General features: G+C 69.1%; 14 protein-coding genes and 1 riboswitch. Of the genes, 8 read left to right on the top strand and 6 right to left on the bottom strand.

The window, feature by feature from the left end:
* Position 1 precedes the first annotated feature (1 nt).
* Positions 2-313 carry an MmcQ/YjbR family DNA-binding protein gene (locus FGX59_RS12135; RefSeq protein ID WP_138466799.1) on the top strand — a complete coding sequence of 104 codons (312 nt, stop codon included), beginning with the start codon at positions 2-4 and terminating at the stop codon, positions 311-313.
* A 22-nt stretch (positions 314-335) separates the two neighbouring features.
* On the opposite strand, the gene cobT is transcribed toward FGX59_RS12135, so the two are convergent.
* Positions 336-1,352: a nicotinate-nucleotide--dimethylbenzimidazole phosphoribosyltransferase gene (gene cobT / locus FGX59_RS12140; protein ID WP_138466800.1), complete on the bottom strand. Its 1,017-nt coding sequence runs from the start codon at positions 1,350-1,352 to the stop codon at positions 336-338.
* 42 nt (positions 1,353-1,394) lie between these two features.
* On the opposite strand from cobT, the gene FGX59_RS12145 reads away from it, so the two are divergent.
* The 7 genes from FGX59_RS12145 to FGX59_RS12175 all read left to right on the top strand — a co-directional run bounded on the left by FGX59_RS12145 (position 1,395) and on the right by FGX59_RS12175 (position 8,895).
* The gene (locus tag FGX59_RS12145) at positions 1,395-2,180 is read left to right on the top strand and encodes an adenosylcobinamide-GDP ribazoletransferase (protein WP_138466801.1); all 786 of its coding nucleotides are present in this window, start codon (positions 1,395-1,397) and stop codon (positions 2,178-2,180) included.
* Between the two features lie 341 nt (positions 2,181-2,521).
* Entirely contained in the window at positions 2,522-3,799 is a 1,278-nt protein-coding gene (gene urtA, locus FGX59_RS12150) for an urea ABC transporter substrate-binding protein (protein ID WP_138466802.1), read from the top strand.
* A gap of 77 nt (positions 3,800-3,876) precedes the next feature.
* The gene (gene urtB, locus FGX59_RS12155; protein WP_138466803.1) at positions 3,877-5,481 is read left to right on the top strand and encodes an urea ABC transporter permease subunit UrtB; all 1,605 of its coding nucleotides are present in this window, start codon (positions 3,877-3,879) and stop codon (positions 5,479-5,481) included.
* Between the two features lie 247 nt (positions 5,482-5,728).
* On the top strand, positions 5,729-6,832 hold the full coding sequence (gene urtC / locus FGX59_RS12160) for an urea ABC transporter permease subunit UrtC (protein WP_138466804.1): 1,104 nt from the start codon (positions 5,729-5,731) through the stop codon (positions 6,830-6,832).
* Complete coding sequence (gene urtD, locus FGX59_RS12165; RefSeq protein WP_138466805.1) at positions 6,829-7,566, top strand: urea ABC transporter ATP-binding protein UrtD; 738 nt, start codon at positions 6,829-6,831, stop codon at positions 7,564-7,566. Before urtC ends, urtD begins: the two co-directional genes overlap by 4 nt.
* 26 nt (positions 7,567-7,592) lie before the next feature.
* Positions 7,593-8,288 (top strand): urea ABC transporter ATP-binding subunit UrtE, encoded by a 696-nt coding sequence (gene urtE, locus FGX59_RS12170; RefSeq protein ID WP_138466806.1) that lies wholly within the window; start codon positions 7,593-7,595, stop codon positions 8,286-8,288.
* A gap of 106 nt (positions 8,289-8,394) precedes the next feature.
* Positions 8,395-8,895 (top strand): NUDIX hydrolase, encoded by a 501-nt coding sequence (locus tag FGX59_RS12175; RefSeq protein WP_171060623.1) that lies wholly within the window; start codon positions 8,395-8,397, stop codon positions 8,893-8,895.
* 1,223 nt (positions 8,896-10,118) lie between these two features.
* On the opposite strand, the gene metK is transcribed toward FGX59_RS12175, so the two are convergent.
* The 5 genes from metK to FGX59_RS12200 form a co-directional block, all read right to left on the bottom strand.
* Positions 10,119-11,300 (bottom strand): methionine adenosyltransferase, encoded by a 1,182-nt coding sequence (gene metK / locus FGX59_RS12180; protein ID WP_138466807.1) that lies wholly within the window; start codon positions 11,298-11,300, stop codon positions 10,119-10,121.
* A gap of 4 nt (positions 11,301-11,304) precedes the next feature.
* Positions 11,305-11,356: riboswitch (SAM-SAH riboswitch) on the bottom strand.
* Between the two features lie 38 nt (positions 11,357-11,394).
* Complete coding sequence (lnt, locus tag FGX59_RS12185) at positions 11,395-12,993, bottom strand: apolipoprotein N-acyltransferase (protein ID WP_240722411.1); 1,599 nt, start codon at positions 12,991-12,993, stop codon at positions 11,395-11,397.
* Positions 12,974-13,870, bottom strand: a complete 897-nt coding sequence (locus FGX59_RS12190; protein ID WP_138466808.1) for a hemolysin family protein — start codon at positions 13,868-13,870, stop codon at positions 12,974-12,976. The genes lnt and FGX59_RS12190 overlap by 20 nt, the downstream gene beginning before the upstream one ends.
* A gap of 2 nt (positions 13,871-13,872) precedes the next feature.
* Positions 13,873-14,409: an rRNA maturation RNase YbeY gene (ybeY, locus tag FGX59_RS12195; protein WP_240722415.1), complete on the bottom strand. Its 537-nt coding sequence runs from the start codon at positions 14,407-14,409 to the stop codon at positions 13,873-13,875.
* Positions 14,381-15,409 (bottom strand): PhoH family protein, encoded by a 1,029-nt coding sequence (locus FGX59_RS12200; protein WP_138466809.1) that lies wholly within the window; start codon positions 15,407-15,409, stop codon positions 14,381-14,383. Before FGX59_RS12200 ends, ybeY begins: the two co-directional genes overlap by 29 nt.
* Between the last annotated feature and the right edge of the window lie 64 nt (positions 15,410-15,473).

Raw genomic sequence — 15,473 nt, forward strand, 5'->3', positions numbered from 1 at the left:
GGTGACCGGGGCGGAGTTCGACACCCTGGCGCGGGGCCTCGCGGGCAGCACCGCAAGGCCGCATTTCGACCGCATGGCTTACCGCGTGCGGCGCAACTTCGCCACGCTGGCGGCCGACGGGCAGAGCGCCAATCTCTGCCTCTCCCCCGAGGAGCAGGCGCATTGGTGCGCGCTCCTGCCCCGGGCCTTCGCGCCGGTGCCGAACAAATGGGCCGCGCGCGGCTGGACCACCGTCGCACTGGCCGCGATCGATGCGGGCGGGCTGCGCCCGGCGCTCGACGCGGCCTGGCGCAGCGCGGGCGGGCAGGACTGAGCGCCCCGCCCCGCCAGCCAGGTCAGTCGCGTTCCGAGACCCCGGCCTCGCCGAAGCTCGCCATGCCCGAATGGCAGGCCACCGCCGCCTTCAAGAGCGGCACCGCCGCCGCCGCGCCCGAGCCCTCGCCCAGCCGCAGGCCGAGCCGCAGGACCGGCTCCATCCCCAGCGCATTCAGCAGCCGCAGATGCGCCGACTCGGCCGAGCAATGCCCCGCCACCGCATGGTCGAGCCCGCCGAACACCGCCTGGGACAGCACCGAAGCCGCCGCGCAGGAGATGAACCCGTCGAGCACCACAGGGATTCGCAGCACGCGCGCGCGGGCATAGGCGCCGGTCATCGCCGCGACCTCGCGCCCGCCGAGGCAGCGCAGGATCTCCACCGGGTCGCCCGCCTCGATCGCATCGGCATGCAGGTCGAGCGCCGCCTCCACCGCGGCCGCCTTGCGCGACAGGCCGTCCTCGTCGACGCCGGTGCCGCGCCCGACCCAGGTGCCCGCGCCTCCGCCGTAGAAGGCCGCCGACAGCACCGCCGCGATGGTGGTGTTGCCGATGCCCATCTCGCCCGCGACGAACAGGTCCGCGTCCGGATCGACCGCCTCCCAGCCCGCCGAGAGCGCGGCGCAGAGCTCCGCCTCGGTCATGGCCGGGCCTTCGGTGATGTCGCCGGTCGGGGTGTCGAGATCCAGCGGATGCACGCTCAGATCCGCCCCCGCCACGCGGGCGAGCTGGTTGATCGCCGCGCCGCCCTCGCTGTAATTGGCGACCATCTGCACGGTCACCTCCGGCGGATAGGCGGAGACGCCCTTGGCCGCGACGCCGTGATTGCCCGCGAAGATCGCGATCTGCACCTTCTCCAGCTGCGGCCGCGCGTCGCCGCGCCAGGCAGCGTACCAGAGCGCGAGGTCCTCGAGCCGTCCGAGCGCCCCCTCGGGCTTGGTCAGAAGCGCGTTGCGCGCCTCCGCCCCGGCGCGCGCCTGGGTGTCGGGTCCCGGAAACCGTGCAAGCTCTGCCTTGAATTCCTCGATGGTCTTGAACATGGATGGCCTGCCTTCCGCCTCTACCTCTGCCAAGGACGCGCCATGCCTGCCCGCCCCGGACCGCTCTTCGATCTGCGCGACATTCCAGCCGCTCTGGGCTTGCTGACGCGCTTGCCGGTGAAGGTCAACACCGCGTTCGCGCTAACACGCGGCGCCGCCGCGGCCTGGGCCTGGCCCCTGGCAGGCGCCGCCGTGGCGGTGCTGGCCGGCGGGACCGGCTGGGCGGCGCATCACTGGGGCGGGCTGGCGCCGGGGCTGGCGGCGGGGATCGTCCTGCTGCTCCAGGTGCTCCTGACCGGGGCGATGCACGAGGACGGGCTGGCCGACTGCGCCGACGGGATCTGGGGCGGCTGGACCCGCGCCCGGCGGCTGGAGATCATGAAGGACAGCCGGATCGGCGCCTATGGCGTGCTGGCGCTGGTGCTGGTGACCGGGCTGCGCTGGCAGGCGCTGGCGCTGGCGCTGCCCCTCGGCGCGGCGGGCTGGGGGGCCGTCCTTGCCGCCGCGATGCTCTCGCGCGGGATCATGGCCGGGGCGATGGCGCTCTTGCCCCATGCCCGGCCCGGCGGGCTCGCCGCCTCGGCCGGGCGGCCCTCGCGGGTGACGGCGGCGGCGGCGCTGGCGCTCGGGCTCCTGCCGCTCTTGCAGCCCGGGGGCAACGCCCTCGCCCTCGCGGCGCTGGCGGCCATCGCGCTCGCCGCCGGGCTGGCGCGGCTCGCGCGCAAGCGGCTCGGCGGGCAGACCGGCGACGTGCTCGGCGCGCTGCAGCTTTGCTCCGAGACCCTCTTCCTGGTCCTCGCCCCCGGCCTCGCGGGTGCCGGAGGCTGAACACCGCGCCGCTTCGGCCCCGGTTTCGGCAAAGTTCCGCCGGTCGGCCCTGAGCGGGTTTTTCACGATCTGCCCATGGATCGTACACAATCGCAAAAAGCGCAGGCAGAGTCCGGCCAAAACCGCCGCTCGCGCACTGCTCCCGCCAGTTCACAGTTCCGTCACACTGCCCCGCCGGCAAACCCTCCTTCGCAGGCGCTGCCCGTTGGCGGCGCGCCAGAGGGGAGGTCCGGCGCCATGCCGGGCGTCCGGAGACAGGAGACGGCGGGGGGACAGCGGCGCGGGCACCTTTGAGGGCACCGGCCGGCCGAGCCGTCCGAGCTTTTAGGGGAAACCGCTACATGACCAGATTCACCAAGACGCTGACCGGTTTCGGCGCCGCTGCGATGCTGATGGGCTCCACGGCCATGGCGCAGGAAGACACGATCAAGATCGGCATCCTGCACTCGCTCTCGGGCACGATGGCGATTTCCGAGACGACGCTCAAGGACGCCATGCTGATGCTCATCGAAGAGCAGAACGAGGCGGGCGGCGTGCTCGGCAAGACGCTGGAGCCGGTGGTCGTCGACATCGCCTCGGACTGGCCGCTGGCCAACGAGAAGGCGCGCCAGCTGATCGAGGCCGACGGCGTCGACGTGGTCTTCGGCTGCTGGACCTCCTCGTGCCGCAAATCGGTGCTGCCGGTCTTCGAGGAGCTGAACTCGATCCTGTTCTACCCGGTGCAGTACGAGGGCGAGGAATCGCAGCGCAACGTGTTCTATACCGGCGCCTCGCCGAACCAGCAGGCGATCCCGGCGGTCGACTACCTGATGGAGAACGAGGGCGTGGAGCGCTGGGTGCTGGCCGGGACCGACTATGTCTATCCCCGCACCACCAACAAGATCCTCGAGGCCTACCTGAAGGACAAGGGCGTCGCGGAAGAGGATCTGATGATCAACTACACGCCCTTCGGCCATTCCGACTGGCAGACGATCGTCTCGGACATCAAGGAATTCGGCTCGGCCGGCAAGAAGACCGCGGTGGTCTCGACCATCAACGGCGATGCCAACGTGCCGTTCTACAAGGAGCTCGGCAACCAGGGCATCTCGGCCGAGGACATCCCCGTCGTCGCCTTCTCGGTCGGCGAGGAAGAGCTCTCGGGCCTCGATACCGCGCCGCTGGTCGGCCATCTGGCGGCCTGGAACTACTTCATGTCGATCGACACGCCGGAGAATGACGCCTTCATCGAGAGCTGGTGGGATTTCATCGGCTCCGAGGAGCGCGTCACCAACGACCCGATGGAGGCCCATTACATCGGCTTCAACATGTGGGTGAAGGCGGTCGAGGCGGCCGGCACCACCGATGCAGACGAGGTCATCGCCGCGCTGCCGGGCACCGAGACGCCGAACCTGACCGGCGGCATCGCCACCATGCTGCCGAACCACCACATCACCAAGCCGGTCTTCGTCGGCGAGATCCAGGATGACGGCCAGTTCGACGTCGTCTGGGAGACCGACGACCTGGTGCCGGGCGACGCCTGGTCCGACTACCTGCCGGAATCGGCACCGCTGATCTCCGACTGGGTGGAGCTGGCCTGCGGCAACTACAACACCGAGACCAAGACCTGCGGCGCCGAGTGACCCGCGCCTGAGCCACCGGGCGGCCCCCGTTCCGCGGGGCCGCCCTTCCCGTCCCGTCTCCCGCCGGAGGGTTTCCATTGCGGCTCCTGCCCCGCCTGATCCTGTCCATCGCGCTCCTTCTCTGGGCGCCCTTCGTCCTGGCCCAGAGCCTCGAGGAGCTGGTCGCCGCCCTGCCCGAGGGCAGCTATGACGACCGCGCCGCCGTGATCGCGCAGATCGCCGCCACCGGCGACGACCGCGCGCTGAAAGTGCTGGAAGTGCTGCTGGCCGGCGATCTCGAGCAGCTCGATTCGAACAGCCGCATCGTCGAGATCTACGGCCAGGGCCGGGACGATTTCGCCCGGGACATCCTGACCGGCGAGGATTACGGCGAGGTGCCCTCGCGCGGCTCCTCCAAGGTGCGGGTCAATAACAGCCTGCGCCGCGACATCCGCACGGCGATCGGCACGATGACGCTGCGCCATCCCGATCCGGCGCGGCGCCTTGCGGCCGCGCAATCCGCCTTCCGCAGCCCCGATCCCGAGCAGGCCGAGCTCCTGGCCGAGGCCGCCGCCGCCGAGGCCGATCCGGAGGTCGCCCGCGCGCTTGCCGAGGCGCTGGCCGTGGTGACGCTGGCCGGGGACGGCGCCGCGGAGGCCAAGATCGCCGCCATCTCGGTGATGCGCGACCGCGGCGACACCGAGGCGCGCACCGTGCTCTCCTCCGCGCTGGACAACGGCGATCCGCAGGTCGCCGCCGCCGCAGAAGAGGCCGTGCGCCATATCGAGCAGATGCAGCGGCTCTGGGGCATGGCGCAGAATGTCTGGTTCGGCCTGTCGCTCGGCTCGGTGCTGCTCCTGGCCGCGATCGGGCTGGCCATCACCTTCGGCGTGATGGGCGTGATCAACATGGCCCATGGCGAGCTGGTGATGCTCGGCGCCTACACGACCTTCGCGGTGCAGGAGGCGATCCGCTCCTCCTTCCCGGCGCTCTTCGACTGGTCGCTGCTGATCGCGGCGCCGCTGGCCTTCCTGGTCGCGGGCGGGATCGGCGTGGCGATCGAGCGCGGCGTGGTCCGCTTCCTCTACGGCCGGCCGCTGGAGACCCTGCTGGCCACCTGGGGGATCAGCCTCATGCTGCAGCAGCTGGTGCGCTCGATCTTCGGACCGAACAACCGCGAGGTCGGCAACCCCTCCTTCATGTCGGGCGCCTTCGAACTGGGGCAGATGACGGTCACCTGGAACCGGCTCTGGATCCTGGTCTTCGCGCTGGCGGTCTTCGCGGTGCTGCTCTTCGTGCTGAAGAAGACGCCGATCGGGCTGCAGATGCGCGCGGTGACGCAGAACCGGGCGATGGCGGCGAATATGGGCATCCGCACCGGCTGGGTCGACGCGATGACCTTCGGGCTGGGCGCGGGCATTGCCGGGCTGGCGGGGGTGGCGCTGAGCCAGATCGACAACGTCTCGCCCAATCTCGGGCAGAGCTACATCGTCGACAGCTTCATGGTCGTGGTCTTCGGCGGCGCCGGGAATATCTGGGGAACGCTGGCCGGGGCCTTCTCGCTCGGGATCGCCAACAAGTTCCTCGAGCCCTGGACCGGCGCGGTGCTGGCGAAGATCCTGGTGCTCGTCTTCATCATCCTCTTCATCCAGAAACGGCCCCGCGGCCTCTTCGCGGTGCGCGGACGGGCGGTGGACGCATGACCGGAAAACAGGCGCTCCCGCCCGTCATCGACCCGCCGCTGCGCGGCCCGTCTCTTCCCGTTGGGCCGGGCCGCTCCGCGGCCCTCGGGGACATCGGCCGGCCACGGTGCCCGGCAGCCGCGCGCCAGCGCGGCCCGGCCCAACGGGAGGCGCTGCGCGGCAGCGCGGCAACGACGGGCGGGAGCGCCCCTTCTCCCCTTGCCCGGCGCCGCCGCCTTCCCTCCAGCCAGCTGACCCGGAGCCTGCCATGCTGAGCCTGATCGACCGCCGGATGGGCATCTTCCTCGCCGGCCTCTTCGTCCTGACCGTCGCCGTCCCGGTCGGCAACCTCGCCCTCGACGGGCAGCCGGTCCCCTCCTATATCGTCGCGCTCCTCGGCAAGTACCTCTGCTACGCGCTCCTCGCCGTCGCGCTCGACCTGGTCTGGGGCTATTGCGGCATCCTCTCGCTCGGCCATGGCGCCTTCTTCGCGCTCGGCGGCTACGCGATGGGCATGCACCTGATGCGCGAGATCGGCCCGCGCGGCGTCTATGCCAATCCGCTGCTGCCGGATTTCATGGTCTTCCTGAACTGGGACAGCCTGCCCTGGTACTGGCTGGGCTTCGACATGTTCGGCTTCGCGCTCCTCATGGCGCTAGCCGTGCCGGGGCTCCTGGCCTTCGTCTTCGGCTGGTTCGCCTTCCGCTCGCGCGTCACCGGCGTCTATCTGTCGATCATCACCCAGGCGATGACCTATGCGCTGATGCTGGCCTTCTTCCGCAACGAGATGGGCTTCGGCGGCTATAACGGCCTGACCGACTTCAAGGACGTGCTCGGCTTCAGCCTGCAGGCCGACACCACCCGCGCCGGGCTCTTCGTGCTCTCCGCCCTCGCGCTGGCCGCGGGGCTGCTCGTCGCCAAGGCGATCACCTCCTCGAAGCTCGGCAAGGTGCTGATCGCGATCCGCGACGCCGAGAGCCGGACGCGCTTCATCGGCTACCGGGTGGAGGAGTACAAGCTCTTCGTCTTCGTCGTCTCCGCGATGATGGCCGGGCTCGCCGGCGCGCTCTACGTGCCGCAGGTCGGCATCATCAATCCCGGCGAATTCAGCCCCGCCAACTCCATCGGCATCGTCATCTGGGTGGCGCTCGGCGGCCGCGGCACGCTGGTCGGCGCCGCCATGGGCGCGATCATTGTCGGCTTCGCCCAGACGCTCTTCACCTCCTGGTTCCCCGAGCTGTGGCTCTTCGCGCTCGGCGGGCTCTTCGTCTTCGTCACCATCTTCCTGCCCCAGGGCGTGCTCGGGCTGATCGAGAGCCGCCTCGGCCGCAAGCCGCCCCCCGCCCCGGCACCAGAGGAGGCCAGCGCATGAGCGTCCAGCTGCTGCTCGACGGCGTCAACCGCAGCTTCGACGGGTTCAAGGCGATCAACGACCTGAGCCTGACCGTGGAAAAGGGCGAGCTGCGCGCCATCATCGGCCCGAACGGCGCCGGCAAGACCACGATGATGGACATCATCACCGGCAAGACCCGCCCCGATACCGGCAAGGTGCTGTGGAACCAGTCGGTCGACCTCACCCGCTCGGACGAGGCGGGCACGGCGCGGCTGGGGATCGGGCGGAAATTCCAGAAGCCCACGGTCTTCGAGACCCAGACGGTCGAGGACAATATCGCCCTCTCGCTGAAGGAGGACCGCTCGGTCTGGGCGACGCTCTTCTACCGCCGCTCGGCCGAGGACAGCGCGCGGATCGCCGAGCTGCTCGCGCTGGTCAAGCTCGACCATGTCGCGGGCTGGATGGCGGGCGATCTCTCCCACGGGCAGAAGCAGTGGCTGGAGATCGGCATGCTGCTGGCGCAGGATCCCGAGCTGCTGCTGGTCGACGAGCCCGCCGCGGGGATGACCGATGCCGAGACCATGCGCACCGCCGAACTGCTGCGCCAGATCGCGGGCAAGCACACGGTGATCGTGGTCGAGCATGACATGGATTTCGTCCGCGCCCTCGGCTGCCGGGTCACCGTGCTGCACCAGGGCCATGTTCTGGCCGAGGGCTCGCTCGACCATGTCTCCGCCAACGAGCAGGTGATCGAGGTGTATCTTGGCCGCTGACCGCCCCTTCGCGAAGGACCCCGCCCATGCTTGAAGTGAAGACGATCGACCTGCATTACGGCGCCGCCCAGGCGCTGCGCGGGGTCAGCCTGACCGCCGAGCCGGGCAAGGTCACCACCGTGCTCGGCCGCAACGGCGTCGGCAAGACGACGCTGCTGAAATCCATCGTCGGGCGGCAGGCGATCTCGGGCGGCTCGATTACCTGGGAGGGGCGCGAGATCTCGAAGCTGCGCTCGGACATGCGCGCCCGCGCGGGCATCGCCTCGGTGCCGCAGGGGCGCGAGATCTTCCCGCTGCTGACCGTTCAGGAGAACCTGGAGACCGGCTTCTCGATCCTGCCGCGGGGCAGCCGCAAGGTGCCCGGCGAGGTGTTCGAGCTGTTTCCGGTCCTCAAGGAGATGCTGAACCGCCGCGGCGGCGACCTTTCGGGCGGGCAGCAGCAGCAGCTTGCCATCGGCCGCGCCATGGTGATGAAGCCGCGGCTGCTGGTGCTCGACGAGCCGACCGAGGGCATCCAGCCCTCGATCATCCAGGATATCGGCCGCGCGATCAGCTACCTGCGCGACAAGGGCGAGATGGCGATCCTGCTGGTGGAGCAGTATTTCGACTTCGCCCGCGACCTCTGCGACACGTTCCATGTCATGGATCGCGGCCAGATCATCAAGGCGGGCACCCGCGCCGAGATGAACGAGGAGGAGATCCGCGGGATGATGACCGTCTGACCCCGGCTTCCGGCCCCGGTTTGCGCAGGCCAACTGCCTGCGGAAAGACCGGAATGTCATGAATATCTGTATTTCCGGATCGCCGCCCCCGCGCTAGTGTCGGGGCATGGAGGAGCTGAAACAGATTGCCGCCCTTCCGGTCGCATTCGGCCGGAAAGGCGGCGCGAAGGTGCTGCTTGTCACCTCTCGCGATACCGGGCGCTGGGTCGTCCCCAAGGGCTGGCCCATGGATGGCAAGAAGCCATGGGCCGCCGCCAAGATCGAGGCGCTGGAGGAGGCCGGCGCCATCGGCAGCATCCGCGACGAGCCGCTGGGCAGCTACGGCTATGCCAAGCGCCTGTCCGACGGCAGCGCGCTGCCCTGCCGGGTCGATGTCTATCCGATGGTCGTCACCAAGCTGAAGCGGCGCTGGAAGGAGCGCAAGGAACGCAAGCGGCGCTGGGTCGGCGCCGCGAAGGCGGCCGGCATGGTGGAGGAACCGGAGCTGCAGGAGATCTTCCGCCAGCTGGCCGCGGGCAGTGCCCTGCCCGGGCCCGAGGGCGCACGCTGGCGCCCCGATCCGGCGCCCGGCCCGCGCGGCCCGAAACTGCTGCCCGCCGCCGAATAGCGACGGGCCACGGCGCGCTCAGGAGCGGCCCGGCGCCGGTTCCGGCAGTCCGGGCCGCTTGTCCCCACACGAAGGAACGGTCCGGTCCGCCGCGCCGTCCCGGTTTCGCTTCTGCCGGCTGAAGATGCCGCGGCCATGCGTCCGCCCGGCTTTCCGCGGCGCTGGACTTTCCCGCCCAACCGCATATCGCGCGTTCGTCCATGGTACCTGGCCCGGAAACGCCCGGGACCGCCCTCACCCGGTCATCTCCGGCGATGCAGCTGGCAGGCCGGACAGGCAGCCCTGCCCTCCGATGACCGGGCGCCTCGGGCCGTGCTTGCCGACAAGCACGTGATCCGCACGGATCCCCCCGGAAAAGACCGATCCTCCCGGCGCGCGCCGCGACCCCCATCGCCAGGATGTCCTCTGCCGCATAGGCCGGCATCTCGGGCACTAGGCCGCCATTGCGCGCTGTTCAGTCAGCGCGGGCAGCGCCAGTCCTTCATCTTTCGAGAGGCTGCCGCGGCGCCACCGGCGCAACGCACCCGTCTCATGCCCGTGCCAGTTCCGGGCCTTGCACCCCGAACGCACCCTGATGCGCAACGGTGCCCCCGGCTGGTCACTGCGCGACGCCAATGGCTCTGCGCGGCCGTGCAACCGGCGCCAGACGTCGTACTCCCCCCCTGGCCGGGACGCGTGCCGCGACCACGCTATCAGGTCCCGGAGACAGAAGGGCGACGATCCCTCGCCATGCCGGCCTCGCCGGGAAACGCGCAGCCTTCCTGGCAGGGTGCTGAAAAAGTTCCCCGGGCGTCCTCGAGCTGGAAACCGTTCCGAATTTGGCCGGGGCCGCTCCCGGAATTGAGCAGGTCCAGCCGCCATCATGACCATTTTCCCGGTCTTCTCCGCAGCCTCCGCAGCCGGGCAGACGTCTTCAGCACCCTGGCTAGATGTGCTGCCGGAGAATTCCGGTCCTCTCGGATGGAAAAGAGACGGCGAAGGAAGACCTCCCTCTTCCATCCCGGCAATGCGCGGAGACCGGACCTCCCGACCATGGGGCCAAGCGATGCCCGCTTCCCGCCTCCCCGCTTGCGAAGCCTGCGCGCCTTGCAGCGGCCAGTGTCCCGCAGGCGCGCCCCGCCGCGGCCCAGGCCGGGGAGCTGAAACGGAAAACGCGCCGCAGGGGTCCTGCGGCGCGTCGATGCAGAGCGCGGCCGGGTGGTCCGGCTGTGCCTTGTCTTGTGTCAGAGAGCTTCGGCCAGCGCCTCGGCCAGGTCGGTGCGCTCCCAGGAGAAGCCGCCATCGGCCTCGGGCTCGCGGCCGAAATGGCCGTAGGCTGCGGTGCGCTGGTAGATCGGCTTGTTCAGCCCCAGATGGGTGCGGATGCCGCGCGGGGTCAGGTTCATGACCTTCGGGATGGCCGCCTCGATCAGGCTTTCATCCACCGTGCCGGTGCCGCCGGTGTCGCAGTAGATCGACAGCGGCTCGGACACGCCGATCGCGTAGCTGAGCTGGATGGTGCAGCGATGCGCCAGGCCCGCCGCCACGACGTTCTTCGCCAGGTAGCGCGCGGCATAGGCCGCCGAGCGGTCCACCTTGGTCGGATCCTTGCCCGAGAAGGCGCCGCCGCCATGGGGCGCAGCGCCGCCATAGGTGTCGACGATGATCTTGCGGCCGGTGAGCCCGGCGTCGCCATCCGGCCCGCCGATCACGAACTTGCCGGTCGGGTTCACCCACCATTTAGTGGCATCCGTCAGCCAGCCCTCGGGCAGGACTTCCTGGATGAAGGGCGTCACCACCTCGCGCACGTCGTCCGAGGTCATGGTCTCGTCGAGATGCTGGGTCGAGAGCACCAGCGAGGTGACCTCCACCGGAATGCCGTTCTCGTAGCGCACGGTCAGCTGCGACTTGGCATCCGGACCCAGGACCGGCGCCTCGCCGGACTTGCGCGCCTCGGCCAGCCGCTTGAGGATCTTGTGGGCGTAGAGGATCGGCGCCGGCATCATCTCGGGCGATTCGTTGACCGCATAGCCGAACATGATGCCCTGGTCGCCCGCGCCTTCGTCCTTGTTGTCGGCGGCGTTCACCCCCTGGGCGATATGGGCGGACTGCTCGTGCAGCAGGTTGGTGATCTCCACGGTCTCGTGGTGGAACTTCTCCTGTTCGTAGCCGATGTCCCGGATGCAGTCGCGGACGATGCCGTCGATGCCCTCCATATAGGCATGCAGCTTGGCCTGGTCGGAGAGGCCGATTTCGCCGCCGATGACGACTCGGTCGGTCGTGGCAAATGTTTCGCAAGCAACGCGCGCTTCGGGCTCTTCGGCCAGCAGCGCATCAAGAACGGCGTCCGAGATCCGGTCGCAGACCTTGTCGGGGTGGCCTTCGGACACGGATTCAGAAGTGAAAATGTAATTTTGTCGGGACATCTGGTGCTCCATTAAGGGGTTACATCCGCCACGCCAGGAAGCCGTTGTGGCAGCATCGACAAGCGGTACGCCGCCGCCCGGGGAAAGGCAATTGCTATCTTCTCGACCAGGCGAAGAACGCGAGCCTGCGGCGCGCGAAGAGGCTGTCGGCGAAGAGCCGGGCCGCGGCGGCGAGAATCGCGAAGATCACCGGCCAGTTGCCGAAGCGCGAATAGAGCGTCGGCGCCGTGGCGGGCGGCAATGCGCGGTCGATCACCCCGGCGGTGTTCAGCGCCAGGCTGGCGATGATCCGGCCCTTGGGGTCGATGATCGCCGAGATGCCGGTATTGGCCGAGCGCACCAGCGGCAGCCCCTGCTCGATCGCCCGCAGCCGCGCCTGGTCGAGATGCTGCTGCGGTCCGGACATCTGGCCGAACCAGGCGTCATTGGTGATCTGCACGATCCAGTCGGGCCGCGGCAGGCCGCGCGGGCCGGCATGGCGCGGGAAGATCGCCTCGTAGCAGATCAGCGGCAGCACCTTGCCGAGCGGTCCGAGATCGATCAGCTGCGAGCCCGGCCCCGGGGAGAAGCCGCCGAGCGCGTCGGTCGCCAGCCCCGCCAGCCCCAGCCGCGCCGCCAGCTTGCCGCCCGGGAAGTACTCGCCGAAGGGCACCAGGTGGAACTTGTCGTAGACCGCCTCGACCTGGCCGCCCGGGCCGATCACCGCCAGCGCGTTGCGCAGCTCCTCGCCGACGAAGCGCTGCGCCCCGGCGATCACCGGCTTGCCGCCCGCCGCCTCCGAGACCCGGGCATCGGGCCCGGCGCCAAGCTCAAGCAGGTAGGGCAGCGAGACCTCGGGCCAGACGACGATGTCGGGATCGGCGCCGGTCTCGCTCGAGGTCAGCGCCAGCTTGCGGTCCCAGAAGACCGGGATCATCTCGGGCTTCCATTTCAGCGACTGGGTCTCGTTCGGCTGGATCACCCGGACCATCGGCCCGGGCGGCAGGTCCATCGCGTCATAGCGCCCGATCATCCCCTCGCCCACCAGCGTGCCGCCGCACCAGGCCAGCACCGCGAGGCCGGAGAGCAGCAGCGCGCGGCGCGAGGCATGCCAGACCGACAGGGTCAGCACCCCCACCGAGAGGCAGCCGGTGAAGAGCGTCAGCCCGTGCGTACCCCAGACCGAGGCGAGCTGGCCGATCGGGTGATCGACCCAGACCGAGCCGATCAGCGCCCAGGGAAAGCCGGTGAAGAGCACGCTGCGCAGCATCTCGGCCACGCTCAGCGCCAGCACGGCCGCCAGCGCGCGGCGCGGCGCATCGCCGGTGCCAGGCGCTGGCCGCCCCCAGGAGACCCAGAAGGCCGCGGCCCAGAACAGCGCCAGCCCCCCCGCCATCAGCACGATGGCGAAGGGCGCCATCCAGCCGTCGCGGGCGGCATCGACCATGAAGGGCTCGACGATCCATTGCAGCGCCACCAGGAAATAGCCGGTGGCCAGCATCCAGCCGAGCCAGCCCGCCTGCCTGCGGGAAGGGGCGCGGCCATGCATCCGCAGCCCCGTCGCCAGCGCCAGGACCGTGACCAGCGGCAGCTTGAACGGCGCCAGGCCGAGCGCCATCATGCCGCCCAGCCACAGCATCACCAGCCGTGCGAGCCACGGCCGCCGGTCCACCATCTCCAGGATGTCGGAGAGCTCAGTCCTCGCCCGGTGCATCATCGAGCAGCCGCACCCGCATCCGCTTGATGGTTCTGGGGTCGGCGTCGAGGATGTCGAATTCGACGGCTGCCTGCGGATGCGGGATGATCTCGCCCCGCGCAGGCACGCGGCCGGTCAGGATGAAGACCAGCCCGCCCAGCGTGTCGACCTCTTCCTCGAAATCCGGCCCGGTCAGGCGGCGGCCGATGGCCGTCTCGAATTCCGCCAGCGGGGCGCGCGCGAGCGCGATGAAGCTGCCCGGCTTCTCCTGGCGCCATGGATCGGCCTCGACCTCGTCATGCTCGTCCTCGATCTCGCCGATCACCTGCTCGATCAGATCCTCGATCGTCACCAGCCCGTCCGTGCCGCCGTACTCGTCGATCACCAGCGCCATGTGGCGCCGCTGGCTCTGCATCTTCTGCAGCAGAACCCCGATCGGCATGGAGGGCGGCGCGTAGAGAATCGGCCGCAGGATCGCCCGCAGGTCGAAATCCTCGTCGCGATGTCCGTTGAAGCCGTAATGCAGCGCCACGTCCTTGAGGTGGACCATGCCCAGCGGCGTGTCGAGCGTGCCCTCGTAGACCGGCAGCCGCGAGAATCCGCTTTCACGGAAGATACGGATCAGCTCCTCGAGGGCGATGCCGACCTCGACGGCCACGATCTCCACCACCGGCACGGCGACGTCCTCGACGCGCATGCGGCGCAGATTCGACAGTCCGGGCGTGGCATGGCCGGGGTGATGGCCATTTGCCTGGCCATCCTGCGCAGACATTTCATCATCCTCCTCCTCGCCCTTGCGCCAGCGATTGAGGAGGCGCGCAAGCACCCCGGGTTCGTCGGGGTCGGTCCCGCTTGCGTCGGTAGAAGGGGGTATCGACCCTTCGGCGTCAGACATCGTCACTTTCCGTTAAAAGCCTCTTCTGCCCCATCCAGGAGATAGGGGTTCGAAAGGCCCATTTCTGCGAGTATCGCCACCTCGAGCCCTTCCATCAATGCGGCGTCTTCGTCGCGGATATGGTCATAGCCGAGCAGATGCAAAACCCCATGGACCAGAAGATGCCGCAAATGATCCTCCAGGGGCTTGCCCATCGCCTCGGCTTCGGCGCTGCAAGTCTCCCAGGAAATGGCGATATCTCCAAGTTCCGGCTCGGCTTCCGAGAGATCCGGCGGCTCGCCCGCGGCATCGGGCTGCAGGTCGGTCGACGGCCAGCTCAGGACGTTGGTGGGACGGGGCTTGTCGCGGAAGGTGCCGTTCAGCTCGGCGATGCGGGCATCGTCGCAGGCAAGAAGGCACAGCTCGTAGGCACCGGGATCGAGTCCCAGATGCGACAGCGCCGCCGAGGCGGCCTCGTTGGCGAGGCGGTCGAGCCCGACCGCCTCCCATGGGTCATGTTCTATGACGATATCAACCGGATTGTGCATCCGCCGCGTCATACGCTTCAATGATCCGGGCTACCAGAGGGTGCCGCACCACATCCTTAGCCGTGAAGTAACTGAAGGAGATGCCGCTGACCCCCTTGAGCAGGCTCTCCGCCTCGCGCAGGCCCGAAGTCACGCCGCGCGGCAGGTCGATCTGGCTGCGATCGCCGGTGATCACCATGCGCGAGCCCTCGCCGAGTCGCGTGAGGAACATCTTCATCTGCATGGTCGTGGCGTTCTGCGCCTCGTCGAGCACGACGAAGGCATTCGACAGCGTGCGGCCGCGCATGAAGGCCAGGGGCGCGATCTCGATCTTCTTCTCTTCCATCATCTTCTGGACCTGCTTGCCCGGAAGGAAGTCGTTCAGCGCGTCGTAGAGCGGCTGCATGTAGGGATCGACCTTCTCCTTCATGTCGCCGGGCAGGAAGCCGAGCCGCTCGCCCGCCTCCACCGCCGGACGGCTGAGGATGATCTTGTCGACCGCGCCCTGGTTGAACATGTGGACGCCGACCGCCACCGCCAGGTAGGTCTTGCCCGTCCCGGCCGGGCCGATGCCGAAGCACAGCTCGTTCTTGAACAGCGCCTTGACATAGTCCTTCTGCGCCTCGGTGCGCGGGCGGATGGTCTTCTTGCGGGTCTCGATCTCGACATCGGAGGCGGCGAACATCTCCATCTGGCCGTTGCCGCCCTCGCGCGGGCGGGCCTCGCCCATGCGCAGGACGCCGTCGATATCGCCCGGCTCGATATGCTGGCCCTTCTCGAGCCGCAGATAGAGCGTGTCGAGCACCTCCATCCCTTTCAGCCGCGCCTGCGGCTCGCCCATCAGGACAAGCTGGTTGCCGCGGCGGATGATCTGCAGATGCAGCGCATGCTCGACCTGGGCGAGGTTGCGGTCGAATTCGCCGCAAAGTTCGACAAGCAATCGGTTGTCGGGATATTCCAGTACGATCTCCGGCACGTCATGGTCAGCGGGCGGGGACAGGACTTCGTGCGGCAAGCATCTCTCCTTGGACATGGGCCTGTCCCAAGCGTGCCGCCAGACACGCCCCCTGGCAAGGGCTCCCGACGCAATCTTCATC

It is taken from the genome of Poseidonocella sp. HB161398, assembly GCF_005870025.1.
Lineage (GTDB): Bacteria > Pseudomonadota > Alphaproteobacteria > Rhodobacterales > Rhodobacteraceae > Mangrovicoccus.